The sequence below is a fragment of the Massiliimicrobium timonense genome (assembly GCF_042850985.1).
Taxonomy (GTDB): Bacteria; Bacillota_I; Bacilli_A; order Erysipelotrichales; family Coprobacillaceae; genus Allocoprobacillus.
Map to the genome: position 1 here is coordinate 700,925 of NZ_AP031415.1, position 25,399 is coordinate 726,323.

Annotated in this window: 29 protein-coding genes and 1 riboswitch; of the genes, 20 read left to right on the plus strand and 9 right to left on the minus strand. The window is 32.1% G+C overall.

The window, feature by feature from the left end:
• Nucleotides 1–221 precede the first annotated feature (221 nt).
• Nucleotides 222–683, plus strand: a complete 462-nt coding sequence (locus ACGHJ8_RS03655) for a hypothetical protein (RefSeq protein ID WP_390541739.1) — start codon at nucleotides 222–224, stop codon at nucleotides 681–683.
• A 97-nt stretch (nucleotides 684–780) separates the two neighbouring features.
• Here ACGHJ8_RS03655 and ACGHJ8_RS03660 read toward each other — a convergent pair whose 3' ends face one another.
• Together ACGHJ8_RS03660 and pepT are read right to left on the minus strand one after the other, a co-directional pair.
• Nucleotides 781–1,698: a diacylglycerol kinase family protein gene (locus ACGHJ8_RS03660; protein WP_087358230.1), complete on the minus strand. Its 918-nt coding sequence runs from the start codon at nucleotides 1,696–1,698 to the stop codon at nucleotides 781–783.
• A gap of 51 nt (nucleotides 1,699–1,749) precedes the next feature.
• Nucleotides 1,750–2,985 carry a peptidase T gene (gene pepT, locus ACGHJ8_RS03665; protein ID WP_205089368.1) on the minus strand — a complete coding sequence of 412 codons (1,236 nt, stop codon included), beginning with the start codon at nucleotides 2,983–2,985 and terminating at the stop codon, nucleotides 1,750–1,752.
• A 100-nt stretch (nucleotides 2,986–3,085) separates the two neighbouring features.
• Here pepT and ACGHJ8_RS03670 point away from each other — a divergent pair, with 100 nt between their 5' ends.
• From ACGHJ8_RS03670 to ACGHJ8_RS03720, 11 genes are all read left to right on the plus strand, one after another.
• The gene (locus tag ACGHJ8_RS03670) at nucleotides 3,086–3,673 is read left to right on the plus strand and encodes a viroplasmin family protein (protein WP_390541741.1); all 588 of its coding nucleotides are present in this window, start codon (nucleotides 3,086–3,088) and stop codon (nucleotides 3,671–3,673) included.
• The gene (locus tag ACGHJ8_RS03675) at nucleotides 3,670–4,584 is read left to right on the plus strand and encodes an exonuclease domain-containing protein (RefSeq protein ID WP_390541743.1); all 915 of its coding nucleotides are present in this window, start codon (nucleotides 3,670–3,672) and stop codon (nucleotides 4,582–4,584) included. The genes ACGHJ8_RS03670 and ACGHJ8_RS03675 overlap by 4 nt, the downstream gene beginning before the upstream one ends.
• Nucleotides 4,575–5,144, plus strand: coding sequence for a GNAT family N-acetyltransferase (locus ACGHJ8_RS03680; RefSeq protein ID WP_205089365.1), 570 nt, complete (start codon nucleotides 4,575–4,577; stop codon nucleotides 5,142–5,144). Before ACGHJ8_RS03675 ends, ACGHJ8_RS03680 begins: the two co-directional genes overlap by 10 nt.
• A gap of 26 nt (nucleotides 5,145–5,170) precedes the next feature.
• Entirely contained in the window at nucleotides 5,171–6,307 is a 1,137-nt protein-coding gene (gene glf / locus ACGHJ8_RS03685) for a UDP-galactopyranose mutase (RefSeq protein WP_087358234.1), read from the plus strand.
• A gap of 9 nt (nucleotides 6,308–6,316) precedes the next feature.
• The gene (locus ACGHJ8_RS03690) at nucleotides 6,317–7,333 is read left to right on the plus strand and encodes a glycosyltransferase family 2 protein (RefSeq protein ID WP_390541746.1); all 1,017 of its coding nucleotides are present in this window, start codon (nucleotides 6,317–6,319) and stop codon (nucleotides 7,331–7,333) included.
• Nucleotides 7,333–7,974, plus strand: coding sequence for a phosphatase PAP2 family protein (locus tag ACGHJ8_RS03695; RefSeq protein ID WP_211961965.1), 642 nt, complete (start codon nucleotides 7,333–7,335; stop codon nucleotides 7,972–7,974). Before ACGHJ8_RS03690 ends, ACGHJ8_RS03695 begins: the two co-directional genes overlap by 1 nt.
• A gap of 66 nt (nucleotides 7,975–8,040) precedes the next feature.
• Nucleotides 8,041–8,907 (plus strand): tyrosine-type recombinase/integrase, encoded by an 867-nt coding sequence (locus ACGHJ8_RS03700; RefSeq protein ID WP_087358237.1) that lies wholly within the window; start codon nucleotides 8,041–8,043, stop codon nucleotides 8,905–8,907.
• Nucleotides 8,908–8,959: 52 nt separating this feature from the next.
• Nucleotides 8,960–9,931: a DUF6930 domain-containing protein gene (locus tag ACGHJ8_RS03705; RefSeq protein WP_390541748.1), complete on the plus strand. Its 972-nt coding sequence runs from the start codon at nucleotides 8,960–8,962 to the stop codon at nucleotides 9,929–9,931.
• Nucleotides 9,932–10,014: 83 nt separating this feature from the next.
• On the plus strand, nucleotides 10,015–11,616 hold the full coding sequence (locus ACGHJ8_RS03710; protein ID WP_205089360.1) for an ABC-F family ATP-binding cassette domain-containing protein: 1,602 nt from the start codon (nucleotides 10,015–10,017) through the stop codon (nucleotides 11,614–11,616).
• A gap of 96 nt (nucleotides 11,617–11,712) precedes the next feature.
• On the plus strand, nucleotides 11,713–11,976 hold the full coding sequence (locus ACGHJ8_RS03715) for a heavy metal-binding domain-containing protein (protein ID WP_087358240.1): 264 nt from the start codon (nucleotides 11,713–11,715) through the stop codon (nucleotides 11,974–11,976).
• Nucleotides 11,977–12,154: 178 nt separating this feature from the next.
• The gene (locus tag ACGHJ8_RS03720; RefSeq protein ID WP_087357188.1) at nucleotides 12,155–12,664 is read left to right on the plus strand and encodes a hypothetical protein; all 510 of its coding nucleotides are present in this window, start codon (nucleotides 12,155–12,157) and stop codon (nucleotides 12,662–12,664) included.
• Between the two features lie 2 nt (nucleotides 12,665–12,666).
• Here ACGHJ8_RS03720 and ACGHJ8_RS03725 read toward each other — a convergent pair whose 3' ends face one another.
• The 3 genes from ACGHJ8_RS03725 to ACGHJ8_RS03735 form a co-directional block, all read right to left on the minus strand.
• Nucleotides 12,667–13,599 carry an IS3 family transposase gene (locus ACGHJ8_RS03725; RefSeq protein WP_087357187.1) on the minus strand — a complete coding sequence of 311 codons (933 nt, stop codon included), beginning with the start codon at nucleotides 13,597–13,599 and terminating at the stop codon, nucleotides 12,667–12,669.
• Nucleotides 13,557–14,018 (minus strand): HTH domain-containing protein, encoded by a 462-nt coding sequence (locus ACGHJ8_RS03730; RefSeq protein WP_390539687.1) that lies wholly within the window; start codon nucleotides 14,016–14,018, stop codon nucleotides 13,557–13,559. Before ACGHJ8_RS03730 ends, ACGHJ8_RS03725 begins: the two co-directional genes overlap by 43 nt.
• Before the next feature lie 115 nt (nucleotides 14,019–14,133).
• Nucleotides 14,134–14,634 carry a flavin reductase family protein gene (locus ACGHJ8_RS03735; protein ID WP_390541751.1) on the minus strand — a complete coding sequence of 167 codons (501 nt, stop codon included), beginning with the start codon at nucleotides 14,632–14,634 and terminating at the stop codon, nucleotides 14,134–14,136.
• A gap of 73 nt (nucleotides 14,635–14,707) precedes the next feature.
• Here ACGHJ8_RS03735 and ACGHJ8_RS03740 point away from each other — a divergent pair, with 73 nt between their 5' ends.
• A complete protein-coding gene (locus ACGHJ8_RS03740) occupies nucleotides 14,708–15,628 on the plus strand; it encodes an alpha/beta hydrolase (RefSeq protein ID WP_087358275.1) in 921 nt (306 codons plus the stop codon).
• Between the two features lie 17 nt (nucleotides 15,629–15,645).
• On the opposite strand, the gene ACGHJ8_RS03745 is transcribed toward ACGHJ8_RS03740, so the two are convergent.
• The 4 genes from ACGHJ8_RS03745 to ACGHJ8_RS03760 form a co-directional block, all read right to left on the minus strand.
• Nucleotides 15,646–15,831, minus strand: a complete 186-nt coding sequence (locus ACGHJ8_RS03745) for a hypothetical protein (RefSeq protein ID WP_087358242.1) — start codon at nucleotides 15,829–15,831, stop codon at nucleotides 15,646–15,648.
• A gap of 449 nt (nucleotides 15,832–16,280) precedes the next feature.
• Complete coding sequence (locus ACGHJ8_RS03750; RefSeq protein ID WP_087358243.1) at nucleotides 16,281–16,886, minus strand: ATP-binding cassette domain-containing protein; 606 nt, start codon at nucleotides 16,884–16,886, stop codon at nucleotides 16,281–16,283.
• 9 nt (nucleotides 16,887–16,895) lie between these two features.
• Complete coding sequence (locus ACGHJ8_RS03755; protein ID WP_390541754.1) at nucleotides 16,896–17,393, minus strand: hypothetical protein; 498 nt, start codon at nucleotides 17,391–17,393, stop codon at nucleotides 16,896–16,898.
• The gene (locus ACGHJ8_RS03760) at nucleotides 17,386–18,228 is read right to left on the minus strand and encodes a hypothetical protein (RefSeq protein WP_390541756.1); all 843 of its coding nucleotides are present in this window, start codon (nucleotides 18,226–18,228) and stop codon (nucleotides 17,386–17,388) included. The genes ACGHJ8_RS03755 and ACGHJ8_RS03760 overlap by 8 nt, the downstream gene beginning before the upstream one ends.
• A 154-nt stretch (nucleotides 18,229–18,382) precedes the next feature.
• Here ACGHJ8_RS03760 and ACGHJ8_RS03765 point away from each other — a divergent pair, with 154 nt between their 5' ends.
• The 7 genes from ACGHJ8_RS03765 to purH all read left to right on the plus strand — a co-directional run bounded on the left by ACGHJ8_RS03765 (nucleotide 18,383) and on the right by purH (nucleotide 25,387).
• On the plus strand, nucleotides 18,383–19,087 hold the full coding sequence (locus ACGHJ8_RS03765) for a LytTR family transcriptional regulator DNA-binding domain-containing protein (protein WP_087358246.1): 705 nt from the start codon (nucleotides 18,383–18,385) through the stop codon (nucleotides 19,085–19,087).
• 47 nt (nucleotides 19,088–19,134) lie between these two features.
• Nucleotides 19,135–19,214, plus strand: a riboswitch (ZMP/ZTP riboswitch).
• 126 nt (nucleotides 19,215–19,340) lie between these two features.
• Nucleotides 19,341–21,011, plus strand: a complete 1,671-nt coding sequence (locus ACGHJ8_RS03770; protein ID WP_390541758.1) for a formate--tetrahydrofolate ligase — start codon at nucleotides 19,341–19,343, stop codon at nucleotides 21,009–21,011.
• A 16-nt stretch (nucleotides 21,012–21,027) separates the two neighbouring features.
• On the plus strand, nucleotides 21,028–21,516 hold the full coding sequence (purE, locus tag ACGHJ8_RS03775) for a 5-(carboxyamino)imidazole ribonucleotide mutase (protein ID WP_087358276.1): 489 nt from the start codon (nucleotides 21,028–21,030) through the stop codon (nucleotides 21,514–21,516).
• Between the two features lie 18 nt (nucleotides 21,517–21,534).
• Nucleotides 21,535–22,239 (plus strand): phosphoribosylaminoimidazolesuccinocarboxamide synthase, encoded by a 705-nt coding sequence (gene purC / locus ACGHJ8_RS03780; protein WP_087358248.1) that lies wholly within the window; start codon nucleotides 21,535–21,537, stop codon nucleotides 22,237–22,239.
• 11 nt (nucleotides 22,240–22,250) lie between these two features.
• Nucleotides 22,251–23,276, plus strand: coding sequence for a phosphoribosylformylglycinamidine cyclo-ligase (purM, locus tag ACGHJ8_RS03785; protein WP_211961957.1), 1,026 nt, complete (start codon nucleotides 22,251–22,253; stop codon nucleotides 23,274–23,276).
• On the plus strand, nucleotides 23,270–23,863 hold the full coding sequence (purN, locus tag ACGHJ8_RS03790) for a phosphoribosylglycinamide formyltransferase (protein WP_205089354.1): 594 nt from the start codon (nucleotides 23,270–23,272) through the stop codon (nucleotides 23,861–23,863). The genes purM and purN overlap by 7 nt, the downstream gene beginning before the upstream one ends.
• Nucleotides 23,864–25,387: a bifunctional phosphoribosylaminoimidazolecarboxamide formyltransferase/IMP cyclohydrolase gene (purH, locus tag ACGHJ8_RS03795; RefSeq protein ID WP_390541761.1), complete on the plus strand. Its 1,524-nt coding sequence runs from the start codon at nucleotides 23,864–23,866 to the stop codon at nucleotides 25,385–25,387.
• Nucleotides 25,388–25,399: the final 12 nt, after the last annotated feature.

A 25,399-nucleotide genomic window follows, 5' to 3' on the forward strand; every position in this document is an offset into this window, starting at 1 on the left:
TTATTTTTCTTCTTCGATATATTATATGCATTTTTTACATAAATCATAATATTTGATAAGTTCTACTTCTTTATTCATTATTTTATGGCATGTTTTTGTGATAAATAAAACAGTTCTTAAAGAAAATTAAGAAATTTTAAAAGAAATCATAAAAAATCTTAAAACATTGAAAATTGATTCATGTTATTATCAATTTTGTAAACGGAATAAGGAGTGTTTTTATGGAGAGAAAAATATACTTTTTGATGAAAATATGTTTTTTTATTGTTGTTATATTTGTTTCAATATTTTTAAAAGCAAATCAATTTTTGGGATATATAGCTCCAATAGGAGCTTTTGATCAAACGGACACTATCATTCAATTTAATGAATTTTCAAATGTTCTTATAGTAAGCAGTTTATTATTGCTTGTTCTATTTTTTGTCTATTATAGAATGAGTATTCTTTTATCTACTGTCACATTATTGGATACATTCATTTTACTTTATTATTTTATATGTTTTATGATAACATTGACTACTCGATTCTCATTTTATGAATTTTCTGGTGAGTTAGCTCAGTTAACTCTTAGGTTATCTGCAATCACATTTTTGCAATCTTATTTTTTAAAAATAATACCTTTTGGAATCATACTTTATATTCCAATCATACATCTATTCTTTATTCAAAAACGTAATCAATAATATGATTTGAGAACCAAAATATAAAAATGAAGTATATATTTCAAAAATCATTTTTATAACAATCAAATAAATGAAAAAGCTATGTGTATTATTGTACTCATAGCTTCTCTTTATATTCTAGACTTTTAGGAATAATGACACATAAAGATTGTTTTTCAACCGTGACATGAATAGGGAAGGTTGTTCCTTTTTCACCATCAACATCATAGATAATATTTTTATCACATTCAATGATTAATTCTTTAGCTTGAATATAAGTGATAAAAGGACTTTTTTCATGACTGTTTAAAGTATAATCTTTGAATAGAGAAATTAAGTCAGTTGCTGAACACTTTTTGATAATCAATAAATCCAATTGACCATCTTGGATATTAGCATGAGGTGTGATATCTTTAAATCCTCCCACTTGAGAAGTGTTAGTAATCATAAATAATTTTGCATCTTCTTCAAAATGTTGTCCATCAGCTTCCACTTTTAAATGTAATGATGTGTGTAATTGTGATGGTAATTGTCGAATGCCACTAATATAATAGGCTAAAGGACCAAATCTTTCTTTATCATTTTTAGATACTTGAAAACTGATGTCACTAAACATGCCACCAGCAATAACATTAGCAAAATATTGTTCATTGACTTTACCAATATCTACTTTCATTGTCTGGAAGTCTTGAATCATTTGAATGAAATCATCAGTATTATGAGGTAAATGTAAGTGATTTGCAAAATCATTAACAGTACCACCAGGTAATATCGCAAGAGGAGTCAGTAAGTGATTTTCAATAAAGCCATTAATGATTTCATTAACAGTTCCATCACCACCCACACTCACAACAAAATCATAATCTCCATCTTGAATCTTTAAACTACGCTTGTAGGCATCATCTTTCTTTTGAGTATAAAAGATGTCAACAGTATGAACAATTTGTTTTAAAATCAGTTGACCAATGAGCTGATCAAGTTTTTTTTGAATGGTTTTTGTTCCTGAACTTGGATTAATAATAAATAAACATTTCATAGTGAACACTTCCTTATATTTATTTTACCATCCTTAAAAAAGAAGATAAACCTAAAATGGTATATCTTCATGAGCATAGACATTATTTCTCACTAATCTTAAAAGGAGTTCTACACCTTTTTTCATCATTGTAATAGAAACAAATTCATAAGGACCATGACAATAGAAACCACCTGTTCCTAGATTAGGACAGGGAAGACCATTAAAAGAGAGACGGGCACCATCTGTACCACCACGAATTGGCGTAATTTCTGGACGTAATCCAACATCTTCCATAGCAGTTTCAACTTGTTCAATGATATGAGGATGGTCTTTGATAATATCTTTCATATTAAGATATTGTTCATGCATGGTAATATCAATCGCTTCATAGCCATAGAAACTATTTAAATAAGATTGAATACGAGAAAAGTCATTGAGTTGTTGTTTCAGTTCTAAATAATCATGATTGCGGACAATATATTCTAAATGTGTTTTTTCACATGTTCCCTGCATATGAACAAGATGGTGAAAACCTTCATAACCTTCAGTCAATTGTGGTTTTTGTCCAGCAGGTAACATAGAATGGAATGTCATAGCGACTTCTTGAGAATTGACCATTTTATTTTTAGCACTTCCCGGATGAATACTTTGACCTATGATGTCTACAAGCACTTGGTAGGCATTAAAGTTTTCAAAATGGAATTGATTGATGTCACCACCATCAATTGTATACGCATAATCAGCTTGAAAAATATCTAAATCAAAATGTTCAGTTCCACGTCCTACTTCTTCATCTGGGGTAAAAGCAATCATAATATCATTATGTAAAAATTCAGGATGTTTATACATATATTCAGCCATACTCATAATGATTGCAATACCTGCTTTATCATCGCCACCAAGAAGCGTTGTGCCATCCGTTGTGATTAAATCATGTCCTATCACTTTTTGAAGATCAGGGAACTCTCTTGGTGATAATAAACGTTCTTCTTTTAATGAAATATCCTTACCATCATAATGACGAATAATTTGGGGATGAATATCTTGACCACTGGCATCGGGTGATGTATCTAAATGAGCAATCAACCCTATAACATCACCTTGATGTTGATTATTAGCAGGAATTTTTCCATAGACCACACCATATTCACTCATTTGTACATCTTTAAGACCTAAAATACGCATTTCTTCAACTAAAAATTGAGCAAATTCTTTTTGACCAGTTGTCGAAGGTGAAACAGTTGAATAAGGATTGGATTGTGTATTAAAGCTTATATATTTTAAAAAACGATTTTCAATTTTCATGATAATACCTTCTTTCACTCATGATTATACCATATCGCTTATATTTTTTACTAGCCAAATGTCATGTTTATGATTATAATAGGGAGCGGAGGTTAAAAAGATGGCAAAATATTATGCAGTGAAAAAAGGAAGAAAGATCGGTGTTTTTTCAACTTGGGAAGAATGTGAATCGATGGTCAAAGGGTTTAAAGGAGCTTTGTATAAATCATTTTCATCTTTAGAAGATGCACAAAACTATTTGAATGAACAAATACCATCTTTTCATGAGCAGGGATTAATTGCTTATGTGGATGGCAGTTTTAATCAAAAGACGGGTGAATATGGTTATGGCTGTGTTTTGATTGATGGACAACAAGTCATTTTAAAAATCAATGGAAAAGGGAAACATCCTGATTATGTCAGTATGCGAAATGTAGCTGGTGAAATTGCCGGAGCTCATCAGGCAATCTGTTATGCGATAGAACATCAATATCCTATGATTTGTATTTATTATGATTATGAGGGAATTGAAAAATGGGCTAATCATACATGGATGGCACGTCGTCAAGGAACACAGGCTTATCAAACTTTTATTGATGAAAGTCGTCAAAAGATTGAAATTCATTTTATGAAAGTTTTAGCACATAGCGGGGATTTGTATAATGAAATGGCTGATCTTCTGGCTAAAAAGGCGGTTGGAATAGCATGAGTGAAAAGATAACCGTTTTTGATATAGAAGTCTTAAATCAAGATCCTGCCAGTGTATGTGCGATTGGCATTGTACAAATTCAAGATTTACAAATTGTATCAACCTATTATTCATTAATAAAACCCAAGAATTTAAGCTTTGATCCTTATCGTTTTAGAGTTCATCAGATTCGACCTCAATCATTGTATAAAGAAAAAGCATTTCCAGAAGTGTGGAAAGACATTCATCATTATTTTGAAAATACGATTGTTGTATCACATGATATTCAAGGAGATATGATGAATTTAAGGGCTGCTTTAAAACAGTATCATATGACTTATCCACGCCTAATGATGTCATGTACCAATGTTTTAGCACATCTTGTTTATCCAAAACTTTCAAAATATAATTTAAAAGATTTATCCATTATGAATGGTTTTCAATTTCAGGCACATCATGCTTTAGAAGATGCCAAAGCTTGTGCTTATTTATTAATGCAAATGCTAGAACAAGAAGATGTTTCCAGTTTGTATGATTTACATCAAAAATTTCATTTAGAATTTGGTGAAATGAAAGAAAACTATTATCGTAATATCATTTCTGCTGAATCAGTTGTTCAACTATTAGAAATGAATCAAAGAGAAGATGCTTTATTGTATCATCAATCAGTCTGTTTTACAGGAAAACTCTATATGCCTCGAGAAGTCTTAGAAGAAAAGACAAAAGAGGCTTGTGCATTATCAACCAATCAAGTCAGTACGCATACAAATTATCTTGTGATTGGTGGTAGAGGTTATCATAAAGTACGTTTTGGTAAAGAGAATAAAAAAGTGAAGAAAGCTTTACATCTGATGAAACAGGGACAGGATTTAAGAATTATTCATGAAAAAGAATATTTAAAACTCTTGGAAGGGAGAAAAGAATGTCTATAAATATAAAAGTTGCTTCCATAGATGATGGAGCAGATATTTTAAATATATATGCACCTTATGTGCAATCTAGCAACATTACTTTTGAATATGATGTTCCTTCCTTAGAAGAAATGCAACAGCGTATTGCACAGACATTGTGTCAATATCCCTATCTTATCGCCAAAGACAATGACCGTGTTGTCGGTTATGCCTATGCTTCTGCATTTGCTTCAAGGGCTGCTTATCAGTGGGGCAGTGAGCTTTCTATTTATATTGATTCTCACTATCATGGTCAAGGCGTTGGAAGACAGCTTTATCAAAGTCTGTTGCATATCTTAAAAATTATGCACATACAACATGTCTATGCTTGTATTACTCATCCCAATATAAAAAGTGAAAAATTTCATGAAGCTTTTGGTTTTCAATATATTGGTTGTTTTCATCATGCAGGGTATAAGTTTCATCAATGGCATGATATTGTATGGATGGAAAAAACAATTGGTAATGAAGATGATGTTCAACCAATTATTCCTTTTTCATCCTTGACAAGAGAACAAATTGAATCATGTTTAGGTTTATGATATGATAAATAAAATGAGGTGAAAGAATGGATACATTAATTATTGGAAGTGGTTTTGCAGGAAGTGTTGTAGCGAGAGTTTTAGCTGAAAAAGGAGAAAAAGTCAAAATTATTGAAAAGAGAAATCATATTGGTGGAAACTGTTATGATGAATATGATGAATATGGTATATTGGTTCATAAGTATGGGCCTCATATTTTTCATACGAATAATAAGGAAGTTTTTGACTTTTTATCACGTTTTACAAAATGGTATGATTATCGTCATGAAGTAGCTGGAAATGTCTATGGAAAGATTATACCGATTCCTTTTAACTTAAATACTTTAATGATTGTTTTTGGAAAGGAAAAAGGAGAACGCTTAAAACAGGAATTGATTGCTGCATATGGCAAAAATGCCCGTGTTCCTATTTTAGAATTACAGAAGAATCCTTCTTTGGGTATACAGGAAGTCGCTCAATATGTGTATGAAAATATCTTTTTGAAATATACGATGAAACAATGGAATCAAAAACCTGAAGAAGTTGATCAAAGCGTCACTGCCAGAGTACCGGTTTTGATTTCTTATGATAATCGTTATTTTCAAGATATTTATCAAGGTATGCCATTAGAGGGTTATACAAAGTTATTTGAAAAGATGTTGGATCATGATCATATTGAAGTAGAATTGAACAAGGATGCAAAAGAGGATTTGACTTTTGATTTTGAAAAGAAACAAATCTTTTATCAAGGAAAACTATGGCAGGGCAAAGTTATTTTTACTGGAGCTATTGATACTTTCTTTGATCATTGTTTAGGAAGATTGCCTTATCGTTCATTACGCTTTGTTTATGAGCATTATCCTCAAGATCATTATCAAAGTCATGGTGTCATTAATTATACAGTCAGTGAAGATTATACACGCATTACAGAGTTTAAATATTTGACAGGACAGGACATTTCAGGAACAACGATTGTTAAAGAATATCCTGAGGTTTATCATGATGAAAGACAAGTCCCTTACTATGCGATTTTGTCACCAGAAAATTTAAAGATGTATCAAAAATATGTAGATTATGTCAAACCTTTTTCACAGTTTTATTTATTAGGTCGTCTGGCTCAATATAAATATTATAATATTGATGGAATTGTTGAAGAAGCCTTAAAACTGGCTGAAACATTATAGGAGGAAGTTATGAAATATTTAAGTATTGCAATCCCATGTTATAACTCACAGGAATATATGGATAAAGCCATTGAATCATGTCTGATTTTAAAAGATGATGTTGAAATTATTATTGTTGATGATGGTTCTTCAGATTTGACTGCCAAAAAAGGTGATGACTGGGCAGCTTTATATCCAGATACAATTAAATGTGTGCATCAAGAAAATGGTGGACATGGACAGGCTGTTAATACGGGGTTAAAAAATGCCACAGGACTCTATTTTAAGGTATTGGATAGTGATGATTGGTTTGATCGTTCATCTCTTGTAAAAGTGATTGAAACAATAAAAAAACTTCATTCAAAAGATGAAGATGCAGATATGTTTATTGCGAATTACGTTTATGAAAAACCAAGTGCTAATAAATCAAGTGTGATTAAATATACAAATGCTTTACCACAAAATAGAACGTTTAGATGGTATGATTTAAAACATTTTTATCCTCAACAAAACTTATTAATGCATAGTGTCATCTATCGTACTCAATTATTAAGAAACTGTAATCTAGAATTACCAAAACATACTTTCTATGTTGATAATTTATTTGTTTATCAACCTTTACCTTATGTGAATACACTTTATTATTTAAATGTAGATTTATATCGTTATTATATTGGTAGAGAAGATCAGTCAGTGAATGAAAAAATCATGATTTCACGTATTGATCAGCAGATTAAAGTGAATAAATTAATGATTGATTGTTGTGATGTGATGAAATTAAAAAGTCGTAAATTAAGAAATTATATGATTAAATATTTAACAATGATTACAACAGTATCTACTGTTTTAATGATTAAATCAGGAACTGCTGAAAATCTTCAAAAGAAAGATGAATTATGGGATTATTTGAAAAATAAAAATCCAGAGCTTTATAAAGCTGTCAAACATACACTATTAGGTTCAATGATGGAAATGGATGGACGTGTTGGTAAAAAGATTATTACAACAGGATACGCTATTTCTAGAAAGTTATTTGGATTTAATTAATGAAACGTTTCTTATATCGCTATCGTCATGCTTGGGTATTTACATATTTTATTATTTATTTACCTTGGTATTTTGGCTTACAGTTAAGAGAGATTTCATTTCATGATGTCTATATAGGGATAGATGCTATGACTCCATTTATATCATGGTTTATCTATCCTTATATCTACTGGTTTCTTTTTGTGGCTGGAACGATTGGTTATTTGTTTTTCACACATCGTCGTGATTTCTACAAATGTGTTGCTTTTTTGTTTATAGGTATGACAATCTGTTTAATTATTTTTACAGTTTATCCAACAAGTTTTGATCATCGACCAGTCATTGAAGGACAATCTTTATCAATGAATCTTGTTCAATTCATTTATCAAGCTGATAAAAGTCAAAATGTCTTTCCTAGTATTCATGTGTATAATTCTATTGGTTGTGCTATTGCACTTATGAAATGTCAAAATATCAGTCATCATCAAACAATCAAAATCTTTGCGATTGTTTCTGCTGTCATGATTACATTATCAACGATGTTTATTAAACAACATTCTTTTTTAGATGCTGTTGGAGCATCTTTACTGGCAGTGATTTTATATATTTTGATTTATAAAGCAGATATTTTTCAAATTGAAAAACGTGTATCTCAAGAATAGTGAAAAACTATTCTTTTTTTCTTAAATGGATAGGATATGTCATAATGAATAAAAGGAGGATTCATTATGCAATTAACATTAGAACATTTATCATTTTATTTCCATCAATGTGAAAATAAAAGACTTAGTCAACATACTTTAAAAGCTTATCGCATTGATTTGAAACAATTTTATGTATTTATGAAAAATAAAGAGATGAATAAACAGGAAATATCATCTTATATTCATTATTTGAATGAACATTTTAAACCAAAGACAGTCAAAAGAAAACTGGCATCACTTCATGCATTTTTTGAAGAACTGGTTTTTAATGAAATACTTCAAGATAATCCAATGCATAAAATCAGGTATAAGATTCAAGAAGAAAAAACATTACCCCGTATTATTCAATATCATCAATTACAAGACTTATTTAGATGTTTAAATCATGAACATCATGCTTTTATTCAAAGAGATAAAGCAGTCATTGAGTTATTGATTTCAACAGGAATTAGAGTTTCAGAACTGTGTGCCATTAAAAGAAAAGATATTGATTTAAAAGATCAGTATTTAATTATTTATGGAAAGAACGCTAAAGAAAGAGTCATTTATTTAACAGATGATGTTTGTAAGGCTCTTAAAAATTATGAATTAACTTTCTATGATTATATTCATCAACAAGATTATTTCTTTATGAATAATCAGTATCATCGCTTAACAGATCAATCTGTCCGTCATATTATTAATCATTATACACATGGCTATCATATTACGCCTCATATGTTTCGTCATACTTTTGCAACTATGTTGTTGGAACAGGATGTAGATATTACTTATATTCAAAAAATCTTAGGACATAGTTCTATTACGACAACGAGTATTTATGCATATGCTTCTCTACAAAGACAAAAAGAGATTATGATGCATAAAAATCCTCGTCATTTAATTAAATAAAGGTTTCTTTTTGTTGTGGCTTTATGTATGATAGAAATAAGGAGAAGATGATATGGATAAAAATATTTGGAAACAATTATATTCACTCATTAATGAGTGGATTCAGCTTAAAGCATGGAAGTTTATTGGAAGTAATGATTTTGTAGGATTAGAAATCAATGGAACAACTTATTATTGTACAATTATGGGACAATTAGGAGATTGTATTGGTTTTTCTATTTATGAAGGTGAACAAGGTTACAGAGATTTAAATAGTATTTCATTAGAATACGAGGAGGACCGTGTGATACAGTATATGATGTTTGATCAGACGTGTCTGACTTTCTACATGGGAGATCGTGAAGAAGTTCCTTCAAGTCAAAGACAGATGATGAAATCATTGGGCTTCAAATATCGTGGGAAGGGGAATTGGCCTTACTTTTTATCATTTCAATCAAGATTTTATCCTTATGAAATCAATGATTATCAAGCCAAAATCATGATTCAAGTCTTAGAACAATTGATTCCTTTAATGAAAGCTTATATAAATAAAGAAGTTGTTGTGGATTTTGATCAAGATGAGATGCTGTATGCCCATGATGGGATTTATGAAGCGAGAGCCTTACCACCAGTGAAAGATAAATTTCCAACATTAACCATCACTGATAAGGGAAATCTTGAAACCATTCCTCAAAGCTTTCGTCAGTTTATCATTGATTTAGCCTATCTTAAAGGTGGTATCGTTGAAGCCGGTTATGATCGTCCTATCAGTGGACTTGTTTTGTTAGCGATGGAATTAGAATCACAAGAAATTGTTTATATGAATTTATTGAAGGTTGAAGAAGAACAATCTAAAGCCTGTCTGGATATGTTTTATGAACTATTAGAAGATTATGGAAAACCTACAGAGATAATGATTAGAAATCCTAGAGTCTTTTGTGCCTTATCTTCTATTTGTGAGGTCTGTGGAACAAAGATATATATGACTGCCTTACCAATGATTGATGATATTTTGGACGAAATGGAATATTATATGTCAAAATAATGCCGTTTAATCATGGCATTATTTTGTTTGCAAAAATAGATCTTTCATGTATAATAGAGTGGATTTGTTAAAGGAGAATGAATATGATAGCAACGCAAAATGTATCTTTACGATATGGTGATCGTGCCTTATTTGAAAATGTTTCTATTAAGTTTACAGAAGGAAACTGTTATGGAATTATTGGTGCCAATGGGGCAGGAAAATCAACATTTTTAAAAATTTTAGCTGGTGAAATTGAACCGAATAAAGGTGAAGTGGTAATCACACCGGGACAAAGACTTTCAGTATTAAAGCAGGATCATTTTGCCTATGATGATCAGGAAGTTTTAAAGACTGTTTTAATGGGAAATAAACGTCTTTATGAAATTATGTTAAGAAAAGAAGAATTGTATAGTAAAGCTGATTTTAATGATGAAGATGGTATTGAGTTAGCTGAACTTGAAGGTGAATTCATGGAAATGGATGGATGGAATGCCGAAACGGATGCAGAAATCTTATTAAATGGATTACAGATTACAAGTGAATATCACCATTTATTGATGAAAGAACTGGGTGATCAACAAAAAGTCAAAGTTTTACTAGCTCAAGCTTTGTTTGGTAATCCCGATATTCTATTATTGGACGAGCCAACAAACCATTTAGATTTAAAAAGTGTCACTTGGTTAGAGAATTTCTTATTAAACTTCCCTAATACAGTCATTGTTGTATCCCATGATAGACATTTTTTAAATAAGGTTTGTACACATATTGCTGATATTGATTATAGTAAAATTCAATTATATGTTGGAAACTATGATTTCTGGTATGAATATTCACAGATGATGATAAAACAGGCGAAAGAAATCAATAAAAAAGCAGAAGCTAAGAAAAAGGAATTAGAGGAATTTATTGCTCGTTTTAGTGCCAATGCTTCTAAGGCAAAACAGGCAACATCACGTAAAAAATTATTAGATAACTTAGAAATGGTGGATATCAAACCATCACTGAGAAGATATCCTTTTATTGGTTTTACACCAGAAAGAGAAGTTGGAAATATTGTTTTAACAGTAGAAGATTTGGGTTACAAACAAAATGGTGAACAGATATTTGATCATGTATCTTTTTCATTGTCACCTAAAGATAAGGTTGCTTTTGTTTCTGATCATGAATTAGCCATTACATCTTTCTTTAAGATTATCATGGGAGAAATCACTGATTATACAGGTTCATTTCAATGGGGTGTAACAACTTCAAAATCTTATTTTCCAAAAGATAATAATGAATATTTTGATGATTGTGATTTATCTCTTGTAGAGTGGTTAAGACAATATGCTGGAGAAGATGCTTATGAACAAGATTTAAGAGGATGGCTTGGACGTGTTTTATTCTCTGGTGAAGAAGCATTGAAAAAAGCCAATGTTTTATCTGGTGGAGAAAAAGTGAGATGTATGTTAGCAAAAATGATGATGGCGAATGCCAATGTCTTGGTTTTAGATGAACCAACAAACCATTTGGATCTGGAATCTATTCAGGCATTAAATGAAGGGTTGATTCGTTTTAAAGAAAATGTGCTTTTTGCTTCTCATGACCACCAATTTGTACAGACGATTGCCAATAGAATTATTGAATTAAAAGAAGATGGATGTATTGATCGTTTATCAACTTATGATGAATATTTAGAATATAAAGAAAAAATGGAAGGTTAAGAGAAATCTTAATCTTTTTTTCATATGTTTTTCATATGAATGTGTTATAAATAAGATATATGAATATTGTTGAATGATATGAGAGGAGGATGCGATATGATTACAACAACATTATCAACTTATCCAGGAAAAAAAGTCGTGAAAGATTTAGGAATTGTTTTTGCTTATGATGATGCTGTGAGGCCGACCAGATTAGCGATGAATATGGAAAAATATCTGGAAACAGCACTCAAACGTTTAAGTGAAAAAGCTCAAGAAAAAGGGGCGAATGCTGTATTAGGTATATGTTTTGATTTAAGAGATACATTAAAACCTATGTTAATGGGAACAGCTGTGATTTTAGAAGATGAATCATCATGATTAGAATAGGAAAATGAGGATAAAATAATAAGGTGTTTATACCTTTAAAGTGTACCCTATGTCAAGGACAATTAAATAAAAAGGTATATTTTTAACGAATATTATCTTATATGATTGTGTCAAGGAGGAATGACACAGTCTTAAGCCACTGGTCAAGATCAGTGGCTTTGTGTTTAAGATGATTATGTATATTTTTAATGATTCTAAAAAGTTTAAACTTGTTTGTGTCAAGTATGACAACTGTATTGAATTTAAGGTCAACAGAAATGGTAATGTTATTGAAGGAATCCTTTCTAAAGGTGTCTATTATAACTGGATTGCTTTTCCTTCACTTAACACGTCCTGTCAACTCGCCGATTTCTCAGATTCCTTTTGGAACGAGGAACAGCTTTTCAATGTTTTCCACAATGATTTCGATGTGTCAACTGTGCTTATGACCATTAGTGAGCTTAAGGATCTTTTCAGTCAGGACTATCAGTCCTACACTGATGGTTATAAGTTCATGTCCACTCGCGAATATATCTTCTGGCTTGAAAATCAATGTGAAGTCTTATCCTATCAGATGATTGATATGCAGACCCGTTTTGAATCTCAGCTTAATATTGACCTTGAAGAAGAACTCTTGGATGAAAGAAACCAATATCATGATATGATGCGTTTTCAATATGATGATACTATTTTTGAATAGTATCATTTTTTTATATCTATTGGATATATATCTGACAGCCAGTACTGATAATATTCTGAAGGTGACAGTTTTGCCAGGTCCCACTGATACCTTTCGTTATTGTAGTAATCTATATAATCATCTATAACTGCTTTAAGGTCATTGAAAGTGTTGCACCTGCTTATATCTATTTCATCTTTCATATGACCAAAAAAGGATTCCTGTGGTGCATTATCCCAGCAGTTGCCCCTTCTTGACATTGATTGCCTCAATCCTTTGTCCTTGAGCAGCTTTTGAAAATCTATACTGGTGTAATGAATGCCCTGGTCGCTATGGCATATCGTCTTGTTTGTTTTGATTGTCGCTCCATGCTTTTCAAACAGTTGTTTTACAGTCATTAACACAAAGTCAATCTCCAATGATTCGCTGACAACATATGATAGTATCTCATTGGTAAATGCATCCTTCATGACCGATAGATATGCTTTTCTTTTTTCTTTCCCATAAAAGAGATATGTAATATCGGTTAATATGACTATTCTTGGCTCCTGTATGAAATCACGATTGACAACATTGGGGGCAATATTATTTGTTTTTATTGCTTTTGCCATTCTTCTATATGGATTGGCTTTTCTTATTTTGCAGAAAAGTCCATATTTTTTCATGAGCCTCCTTATTTTTTTGATATTCATCCTTACTCCCATGTGCAGCAGATGCATGTGAATGCTTCTTGCTCCTTTATCATATCCTCTGTACTGATATGCCTTCAATATGAGTTCAAAATCGTTCTTGTCCCGCTGTTCTTTCTGCTGACGCTTATTGCAGTTATTTTTCCAGTTGTAGAAGCCACTTCTGGAAACTTCTGCAATTTCACATAATCTGGTAATGTTGAGAAGATTGTCATCTCGAGAAATCATTTCTTCGATGATTTTGTATTTTTCTTCTGCAGTTTCCAATAGGCTTCCCTCTCCAGTGATCTTATTTTTTTTAGAAACTCTATTTCCTGTTTTTGATAGGCAATCTTATGTTCAAGATAAGCAATCTTTTCTTCGGGGGACATGTCTCTTGTTCTAGGGCGACCTGCATTGTGTTTTCTGGTATCTTCAAATCCTTCTAAGCGTTCTGCTTCCTTCTTTATTCGTTGAACAATATTACTTATGCGTTTTGGTCCAAGAATATGTGGATCAATATCAAAGGAAGAAAGTATGGAAGAAGGGGCTTCTCCTTGTGAATAGCGTGACCAGAACTCCATTTTAAACTTTTGGGAGTATTTAATGCTTTTGTAAGATATTTTTTCAATATATGGATTATCCTTGAGTATTTTAATTTGTTCATCAGTAAAATAGTTTACACCCATTCCAATCAATCCTTTCATCAAATCATATTATAAGCAAAATAAAAGACCCTGTAAAACAGAGTCGGTTAAATATTCAGCATCACATTTTAGAGTGATACCTTTTTATTTAACTGTCCATTTTACAGGGTACAGTTTACTTTTGGTAAACACCTTTTATTTTTGCGATATAGATATGATGATAATCTTTATCTGGATACCATTTTTCATCAAGAGAAGTATCAATAAAGTTTTCAGCTTTCACAGAATCTTCATAAATTTTTTCTACAATAAAGACAAGCTTTGCTTCTTCAAAAGCAGGAACGCCATCAATAAAAGTAGGATGAAAATGAACATCTTCAATTTTACAAGTATCTCTACCAGAAACCGTTCCTAAGACGGATAATTCTTTTTTATAGCCATCAAAGAATGATAGCGAAAAACATGGTTGTTGATCAACAAATTGTTTTGTATAGCGTTGAGGACGAATATAGGCATGAACAACATTTTCACCCCAGAACACACCCATGCCACCCCATGAAGCTGTCATTGTATTGATTTTTTGTTGATCTCCCGCAGTTATCAACATCCAGTCTTGACCAATGGTCTGAAAAACATTCATATCTAAATCTTTAATATCTATTTTTTGAAAAGCCATCATTTTTCCTCCTTTTCATGATTATAACATAATATATGCACAAAATAAAAATATAAGAGGTGAATCCATGAAAATGAAAAAATTATTAAAAATTTCTCTATGTATCATTATTATCTGTATAATTTTTTTAACAGGAATCACTTTTTATGTTGGCAATTATTTATATGATTATACATTAAATCCTGCTTCTCACCATACACTTTTTGAAAATATGTCAACTCAAAAGAGATCTGATTCTACACAGTGGTTGGATACGCATAGTGTCAATGTATCTATTCAAAGTCATGATGATCTTTTTTTACATGCCAGTTATATTGAACAGGATACTTCTGTTTATGTGATTATGGTTCATGGTTATCGTGGGACAGGTGCCAGTATTATTTCACCCATTAAGCGTTTTTATAAGCAAGGATATAATCTTTTGATTCCAGATTTAAGAGGGCATGGACAAAGTGAGGGGGATTATATTGGAATGGGATGGGATGATCGTTATGATATCATGGGATGGATTGACTATATTATCGCTAAAGACAAGAAGGCTCAAATTATTTTATACGGTGTTTCAATGGGTGGGGCAACAGTTATGGATGTCGCTGGTGAAGATTTGCCTCAACAAGTCAAGGCAGTCATTGAGGATTGTGGCTATACGAGTGTCTGGGATGTTTTTCAATATCATATTCCTATGGAAAAATGGCAAAGTGAGATTGCCCTGCATATGGCGAGTGTGGTGACACGTATACGTGCTGGATATGCTTTAGAGGATGTGAGTCCCTTAAAACAGGTCCAAAAGAGTCACGTTCCGATTTTGTTTATACATGGCAGTGAAGATGATTTTGTTCCTTGTGAAATGGTAAACACGCTTTATCAAAGTGCAACCTGTCCTAAAGAGAAGCTGATTATTGAAGGAGCAGGACATGCTCAAAGCTGTTCAACGGATTCAAAAACTTATTATTCCACAATCTTTCAATTTATTGAACGTTATACAAAAAAATAGATGTTTGAAAACATCTATTAAGATTGTTGTGTACGCATTTCATTTTTTAATTCATATAAAGCATGACGTGTTTCTTCAATATCATCAATGACATCATAAATTGCTTTACGTTGTTGATCAGTCATGCTGTCATCCTTAGAAATTTCAAGAAGTTTTTCTAATGCATGATAAATCGCTTCATTGGCTTGATTTAAACGTTCCATATTCACCCTCCTATAAAAATAAATGTATACTTATCATTATCAATATCATTGAAACATAATGATAACTCGAAATGTGATGAAATACAAGTGAAAAGATAAAGACAAGACTCCAAAGACATAGTTGTAATCCAAGAAAATAATAGGGAATTGGTATGGCTAAAAGATACATCAAAAGAAGATGAATGATGGTATAAAAGCCAAGATAGAAAAACCATTGTTTGAAAAAGAAGAAACTACGTTGAAATAGTGATAAACGAAGTTTGATAAAAGTATCTAAACAGATATACTGGTAAACAATCTGATAAAAAAGAAGACTCCAGATAATTTGAATGAGAATAAAGATAAGATAACGAAAATCAAAGAAAGGATAATGAAAAAGAATATAGGGTGTGAGTGTGGTATAAAGGTGATTGATGATGAAGATTAGACAACTATAAAAAAGTGAAAACTTAATCCATTTCATCTAAATAAAGTTGTCCTTCTAAATGATAAATGTGGGTATAGTGAATATCTGGTAAGTAATCATGAGCTGCAATCATAATCGTATGACCTTGTTGATGTAATTGATTGATAATTTGACAAAAGATGTGAATAGATTCCTGATCTAGACCACGTGTCGGTTCATCTAATAAAATCAATTCTTGTTTTTCCATGATTGCTTGAATGATTCCAGCTTTTTGACGCATTCCTACCGAAAAGTTTTTCAATTTCATACGACTATGAAAATCTAAGTGAAACTGTTGACAGAGTTCTTCAATATATTGTTGATCATAATGATTGTTTAACGATGCAAGAAAGCGAAGATTATAGGCGAGTGTTTCATTTTCTAAAAATCCGGGATTTTCTATTAAAGCACCAATTTGTAAGTCTTTTTTCTTTTCTATAGTTCCTGATGTCGGTTTTAAGATATCACAAATCAGTTTAAATAATGTTGATTTACCTGAACCATTAATTCCATGTATATAAATCAATTCATTGCCTTCTAAATGTAAAGAAAGATGTTGTAAGACTGTGTGTTTATGAAAGTCTTTATTTAAATCTTTAATATCTAACATAATGCCTCCTTAAAATAGTTTTGTAAATACAAGATGAAATAAAAAATTAATAAATACGGGTAAAGCTAAATAAAGAAAGTTTTTCTTATGCCCAATCTGTAAATAAATAATCGTTGCTTCAATCAATGTGATCATCATATTGATAATCATAAAGGTGACTGTGATTCCTAAATCACTTGGAGCAATACTACCAAAAAAGAAATAATAACTGATATAAATGGTTGATGTGTATAAAATAGAAATAAGTATTAAAAATAAATAGGCTGTGATATAGGTTGTTTGTTCATTCACTCTTATACGAACAGGTAATAATAATTGATTCATTCTGGCAATCCATTGATAAATCATTAATAAAAAAACATTATTCATATACACAGCAAGATAATGGGAATAAATTAAACAGATGGTATAAGTATTTTTACCACATAAGACAGGTGATGCGATGAGCATCGCCATTAATAAAATAACAACTCTTTGATCTAACAGAGAAAACCATTTTCTAATCATGAGATTCTCTCCTTTTTAATAAAACTTGAAAACAAAGATAACAGATTCCTGCATAAATCAAAAAACAGAGAATATAAAGCGACCAGTGGGATAATCCAAAAGGATTTTCTCTGACATGTTCTAAACCTAAGGCAACGAGATTATTGATTTGTATAATAAAAGCACTATCGGGATAAGGAAGATAGCCTTGTATTAAAGCTGGGAATAAAACAAGCAGAATACCAATAATCACACCACAACAACGATAAACATATTTGTTGGTTATATTGCTTTGTAAAGAAAAGAGCAGTCCTGAGATTAACGCATAACCAAGTGATGTCAAAAGTAAAAAGAAAATAAGATTCAAACATTCATTGGGACATAATAATTGCGTTGTGATGTAGTAACCTTCAGGATAAGTCATGCTTTGAAAATGGATGGGAGCTAACATCATATGACTGACTATCAATAATCCAAGTTGCAAGCAAAGGACAACCAGAAAAGAAGAAATCATATTTTTGATGTAGACTTCTTGATAAAATCTTTGTCTTGTCAGACGGGTTTCAATAGGGTAGACAGCGTGATTTTGATGCATGTTTAAGAGATCATAGGACATAATATTAGGCAACACCAACATCATTAAAATAAAGATGAAGGGATTGGTTCCAATGCGAAATAGACTATAAAAGAATTCTAATCCGGCATTAGGATAAGCCTGTTGATAGCCCGGTGAGGAAAAAATGGATTGTTGAAAACTATAAAACATCGAAATCAACATCAATATAAATACAATCACAATTAAAAATAATTTTTCTTTATAAAGAAATGCTTTCCATAAGAAACGATGTTCTTTCATAAAATGCAATTCCTCCTTTCGTTTATTGCGGTATAACCTTAACAAATTTATGTAAAAATAAATCAAAATTGTGCTAAAAATGCACAAGTAGGAGTAAAAGTGGCATTTTTTCTTTCAAAATGGGTAGGTAAAATAATGCTAGGGAGTGATAGTTATGAAAGTTTTTATTTGTATTGATGATGAAGATTGTATTGAAAATTTAAGTGAATTATTATATCAGACAAAGATTGATGAAAATATGATGATTGATAGTTATACTCAGTATCCTCAGATTTTACGTTCACCATTAAAAGATAGTTATAATGTCGCTTTTATTAGTGATTATATTGATGGAAACAGTGGGTTTAAACTGGGACGTGAGCTACATTGTGTGAATCCAGAATGCTTAATTATTTATATTGGAAATGATTATTCTCATATGCATGAGAGTTTTCGAGCATTTGGTTTTGGAATGTTTTTGAAAAAAGAACTCTATGATTTATTTAATGGTGAGTTTCAAAGGATATGGACACATTATCAGCAGTTACATCATCAAGTTTTATTTTATTTAGATCAAGGGGGTTCACGACGTTTTTTACCAAGTGAAATTGTGTATATTGAATGTGGGCGTTTTCAAACTAAAGTGGTCACAGAAAGTCAATATTTTTATGGTCATTTTCATGATTTAAGTCGCGTAAAGAAAAAATTAATGAATTATTCTTTTTTTCAGATGCATCCTTATTATTTTGTTAATATGCATCATATTTTATTGATTCGAAATGGAGAACTGGAGATGTGTAACGGGGATTGTGTACCGACTTCAATTATGAATAAGGAAGTCATTAATGATGCGATTCAATCTTTTGTGAGTAGTCTTTAAAAATTGTGAATAAATGTTGAAAAAAAAGAGTAGAAATGATATTATTCATGTAGTTATACAACTGACGGAAGTGGAAAGGACCACATGGAAGTATAATGGGAAAGAGTCGACCGTCTGGGCAAATGACCGGATGTTTAGACTCTTTTTTTGGTTTTTCATAAATTGACAGCGATATCAATAGTCAAAAGGATGAATTTATGATATAAAGAAAGTGTCAAGAGGTCATAAAATCAAAACAGAAAGGGTGTTAATGATGTTAACAGATGTAGAAATTGCACAAAGTGCAGTAATGGAACCAATTCAAGAAATTGCGAAAAAAGTAGGATTGAATGAAGATGATTTAGAGCTTTATGGAAAATATAAAGCAAAAATTTCTTTAGAAGCTATTAATCAGCTTCAATCAAAAGATAATGGCAAATTAATTTTAGTTACAGCCATTAACCCAACTCCAGCTGGAGAAGGAAAAACAACGACAATGATTGGTTTATCTCAAGCTTTAAATAAGTTAGGGAAAAAATCAGTTGTCGCTATGCGTGAACCAAGTCTAGGACCATGTTTTGGTATTAAAGGTGGAGCTGCTGGTGGTGGCTATGCGCAAGTGGTGCCAATGGAAGACATTAATTTGCATTTTACAGGTGATATTCATGCGATTACCACAGCGAATAACTTGATTGCAGCTATGCTGGATAATTCAATTCAACAAGGCAATCCGTTAGATATTGATACACGTCAGATTGTCTGGAAACGTTGTGTCGATTTAAATGACCGTGCTTTAAGACATATCGTTGTAGGATTAGGTGGTAAAGTCAATGGTGTGCCTCGAGAAGATGGTTTTGATATTTCAGTGGCGAGTGAAGTCATGGCTATTTTATGTCTGGCAACATCTTTAGAAGATTTAAAACAACGTGCTGGACGTATGATTGTGGCTTATAATCATGCTGGTGAACCAGTGACTGTTGATGATATTCAAGCAACAGGAGCCGTCACATTATTATTGAAAGATGCGATTAAACCAAATCTTGTCCAGACATTAGATCATACACCGGTTTTTGTTCATGGAGGACCATTTGCCAATATCGCTCACGGATGTAACTCTGTCATGGCAACCAATCTAGCAATGAAATTAGGTGATTATGCGATTACAGAAGCAGGATTTGGAGCTGATTTAGGGGCTGAAAAGTTCTTAGATATTAAATGTCGTCAAGCAGGTTTAAAACCTGATGCAGTTGTGATTGTGGCGACTGTACGTGCCTTAAAGATGCATGGTGGTGTTGCGAAAAAGGATTTAGGAGAAGAAAATTTAGAAGCTTTACGTAAAGGAATTGAAAACTTAGAAAAACATATTGAAAATATTCATAAATATCATTTACCTAGTGTTGTGGCGATTAATGCTTTTCCAACAGACACAGAAGCTGAACTTCAGTTGTTGAAGGATATTTGTTTACAAAAAGGTGTTGATGTCGCTATCAGTGAAGTTTGGGCAAAGGGAGCTGATGGGGGTATTGAATTAGCTGAAAAATTGTTAGATGTTTTAGATACACAGACAGCTGATTTTGAGCCTTTATATGATTTGGATTTATCTATTGAAGAAAAAATCAAAGTCATTGCAAGAGAAATTTATGGTGCTAATGATGTGACTTTCACAAAGAAAGTAGTTAATAAAATGAAAAAATATGAAGCACAGGGATTAGGAAAGTTACCAATCTGTATTGCAAAAACACAATATTCACTTTCTGATGATCCAACTTTACTTGGTCGTCCAAGTGGATTTGTAGTGAAAATCAATGATTTGATTCCTAACACAGGAGCAGGTTTTTTAGTTGCGATTAGTGGTGATATTATGCGTATGCCGGGATTACCTAAACAACCTGCAGCAGTGAATATGGATATAGATGAAGATGGAAAAATTGTGGGATTATTTTAAGGAAAGGAATGAAACAATGAAAGTTGCAGTGATTATGGGTTCAACAAGTGATTTACCTAAAGTTGAACCAGCGATTCAGATTTTAAAAGATTATGGTGTCGATGTACAGGTGAGATGTTTATCTGCTCATCGTGCACATGCAGGATTAAGTGCCTTTATGGAAGAAGTGAATACCAATGGTACAGAAGTGATTATTACAGCGGCTGGGATGGCCGCAGCCCTTCCAGGTGTTGTCGCTTCTCAAACCGTATTACCTGTCATTGGTGTTCCGCTAAGTGGGGCGACATTAGATGGTATGGATGCTTTATTATCAATTGTCCAGATGCCTTCTGGTATTCCCGTTGCGACAGTCGCTATTAATGGAAGTAAAAATGCAGCTTATTTAGCTTTACAGATGATGGCTGTTCATCATGAACAATTAAAGGCAAAATTATTAGCTTTCCGTCAGGACAATGAAAAACAGGCAATGAAAGCAAATCAGGAAATTATGGAAAAATATCAATAAATAAAGGAGAATCAAACAATGGCAAAATTATTATATGAAGGAAAAGCAAAACAAGTTTATGAAACAGAAAATCCAAATGAATACATTATTCATTATAAAGATGATGCAACAGCTGGTAACGGAGTGAAACATGATCAGTTTGAAGGAAAAGGTGTTTTAAACAACACAATTTCTTGTATTATCTTTGATATGTTAGAAGAAGCAGGAATCAAAACACATATGATTGAAAAAATCAATGAAAGAGATATTCGTGTGAAAAAAGTAGAAATCTTCCCATTGGAAGTTATTATTAGAAATATTACAACAGGATCATTTTGTAAAAGATTAGGGGCTAAAGAAGGTATTGTTTTAGATGAACCAATATTCGAATTAAGTTATAAAAATGATGATTATGGTGATCCATTGATTAATGATGATCATGCAGTCGCATTAGGACTAGCAACACGTGAAGAATTGAAATATATCCGTGAAACAACATTAAAGATTAATGAATTATTAAAAGCATTTTTCTTGAAATTAAATTTAAAATTGGTTGATTTTAAAATTGAATTTGGAAAAACAGAAGATGGTCAAATCTTATTAGCTGATGAAATTTCACCTGATTCTTGTCGTTTATGGGATGTGGATACAAATCAAAAATATGATAAAGATGTCTTTAGACAAGATATTGGAGATTTAATTGAAACTTATAAAGCAGTACTAGCAAGAATGGAAAATAAATAAGGAGTATAAATATGGATTATAAAAAAGCGGGTGTAGATATTGAAGCTGGGTATCAATCAGTGGAATTGATGAAGGAACATGTCAAAGCGACAATGCGTCCAGAAGTGCTTGGAGGATTAGGTGGTTTTGCCGGTGCCTTTGATTTAAGTGCTATTAAAAATATGGAAGACCCTGTCTTGTTGTCAGGAACTGATGGTTGTGGAACAAAGGTCAAATTAGCTTTTATCTTAGATAAACATGATACGATTGGGATTGATGCAGTCGCTATGTGTGTTAATGATATTGCATGTAGTGGGGGAGAACCTTTATTTTTCCTGGATTATATTGCTTGTGGAAAGAACTATCCTGAAAAAATTGCGACGATTGTTAAAGGGGTGGCTGAAGGATGTATTCAGTCTGAGTGTGCATTAGTTGGTGGTGAAACAGCTGAACATCCGGGATTAATGCCAGAAAATGATTATGATTTAGCTGGTTTTGCAGTCGGTGTCGTGGATAAAAAAGATATTATTGATGGTTCAACAATTAAAGAAGGCGATGTTTTAATTGGTATTGCTTCAAGTGGTGTGCATAGTAATGGTTTTTCTCTTGTCAGAAAAGTTTTTGAGATGAGTGAAGCATCTTTAAATACATATTATGATGAATTAAAGGGAACATTGGGTGAAGTCTTATTAACACCAACAAGAATTTATGTCAAAGCTTTAAAGAATATCAAAAATGCAGGTGTGAAGATTAAAGGATGTTCTCATATTACTGGTGGGGGATTCTATGAAAATGTACCAAGAATGTTACCAGAAAATGCTTTGGCTGTGATTGAAAAGAACAGTTATCCAATTCCACCTATTTTTGATTTAATTCAAAAACAAGGACAGATTGAAGAACAGATGATGTATAATACTTTCAATATGGGTCTTGGTATGGTCATTGCAGTGAATAAAGAGGATGTTGATACAGTTTTAAAAGCCATTGAAGCTTCTGGTGATTATGGTTATGTTGTTGGACATATTGAAGCAGGACAAAAAGGAGTTCAATTATGTTAAAGATTGCTGTGATGATTTCTGGAGGCGGAACAGATTTACAGTCAATTATAGATGCCTGTCAGGCAGGAAAAATCAATGGACAGATTGAACTTGTTATTTCTAATCGTCAAAAGGCATATGGCTTAGAGCGTGCTCAAAAAGCAGGAATTGAAACAGCTGTTGTCAAAAAGAATGATGCATTGATTGTTTCCATGTTCAAAGAAAGACAGATTGATTTGGTTGTTTTAGCTGGTTATTTAGCCATTTTAACAGATGAACTGATTGATGCTTATCCAAATCAGATTATCAATATTCATCCTTCATTGATTCCTTCTTTTTGTGGAGCTGGGATGTACGGGATACATGTTCATGAGGCTGTGTTGAATAGAGGTGTCAAAGTCAGCGGGGCAACTGTTCATTTTGTCAGCCGTGAAATTGATGGTGGACCGATTATTAAACAGGTGGCTTGTGATATTTCTGATTTAGATAAAGCTGAGGATATTCAGGCAAGAGTCTTAGAGATTGAACATCAAATTTTACCTGAAGTTGTAGGATTATATTGTGATGGAAGAATACAAATTGAAAATGGAAGGGTAAAGGTGATTTAAATGAAAAGAGCTTTGATTTCTGTAACGAATAAAGATGGTATTGTGGATTTTGCGAAAGGTTTGGTTGAATTAGGATTTGAAATTGTTTCAACAGGTGGAACAATGAAAGTCTTAGAAGATAATGGTGTCAGCTGTATTGCGATTGATGATGTGACTGGTTTTCCAGAAATGTTAGATGGGAGAGTGAAAACTTTACATCCTAAAGTTCATGGTGGATTGTTATTTAAAAGAGATAATCCAGAACATGTCAAAACAATTCAAGAACACAATATTCAACCGATTGACTTGGTTTGTGTGAATTTATATGAATTTGAAAAAGCTTTAAAAGCTGGTAAACCCATGGAAGATATGATTGAAAATATTGATATTGGTGGACCTTCTATGATTAGAAGTGCAGCTAAAAACTTTAAAGATGTTTTGATTGTCACTGATCCTCGTGATTATACAAAAGTTTTAGAAACGATTCAAAATCATCAAGATGATTATGATTTTAGATTACATTTAGCTTATAAGGCTTTTAGTACAACTGGAGCCTATGATGCAATGATTTCACGTTATTTTGCAGATGTATGTCATGATGAATTCCCTGATACTTTAAATATTTCTTTAAAGAAAGTAGAACATTTACGTTATGGGGAAAACTCTCAACAGGCAGCTAATAAATATGAAGATACATATGTTCAAAAATCTTTATTGGATTATGAACAATTACATGGTAAAGAAATATCTTTTAATAATGTGAATGATTTATATGGAGCTGTGGCTTTAGTGAGAGAATTTGGTGATCAGATTGTCACAGCGGCTATTAAACATTCTACACCTTGTGGAGTGGCTGTTGGAAAAACAGGTTATGATTCTTATATGAAAGCTTATGAAGCTGATCCACAATCTATCTTTGGTGGTATTGTAGCTGTGAACTATAAAATTGATAAACAGACAGCTGAGCAGATGCATAAGATTTTCTTAGAAATTGTAGCTGCACCTGATTTTGACGTGGATGCTTTGGAAGTTTTAAAGAAAAAGAAAAATTTACGTATCTTAAAGTTAAAGAATTTAGATGCCAGAGATGCCAAATATGATATTAAATATCTTGAAGGAAAAGTTTTGGTTCAAGAATTAAATACAAAGATGATTGATGAAATGAAAGTTGTCACTGAAGCCAAACCAACACCAGAACAATTAACAGATATGGAATTTGGTATGAAAGTCGTTAAATATGTCAAATCAAATGCCATCTGTATTGTGAAAAATGGTGTCACATTAGCGATTGGTGGTGGACAAACTTCACGTGTCTGGGCATTGGAAAATGCGATTAGAAATAATCCAGATAAAGACTTTAAAGATTCTGTTCTTGCCAGTGATGCATTCTTCCCATTCAATGACTGTGTCGATGTCGCTGCTCAAGCTGGGGTAGGTGCCATTATCCAACCAGGTGGAAGTATCAGAGATCAGGATTCTATTGATTTATGTAATGAAAAGAATATTCCAATGGTCTTTAGTGGATATAGACATTTTAGACATTAATATCATCAGGCA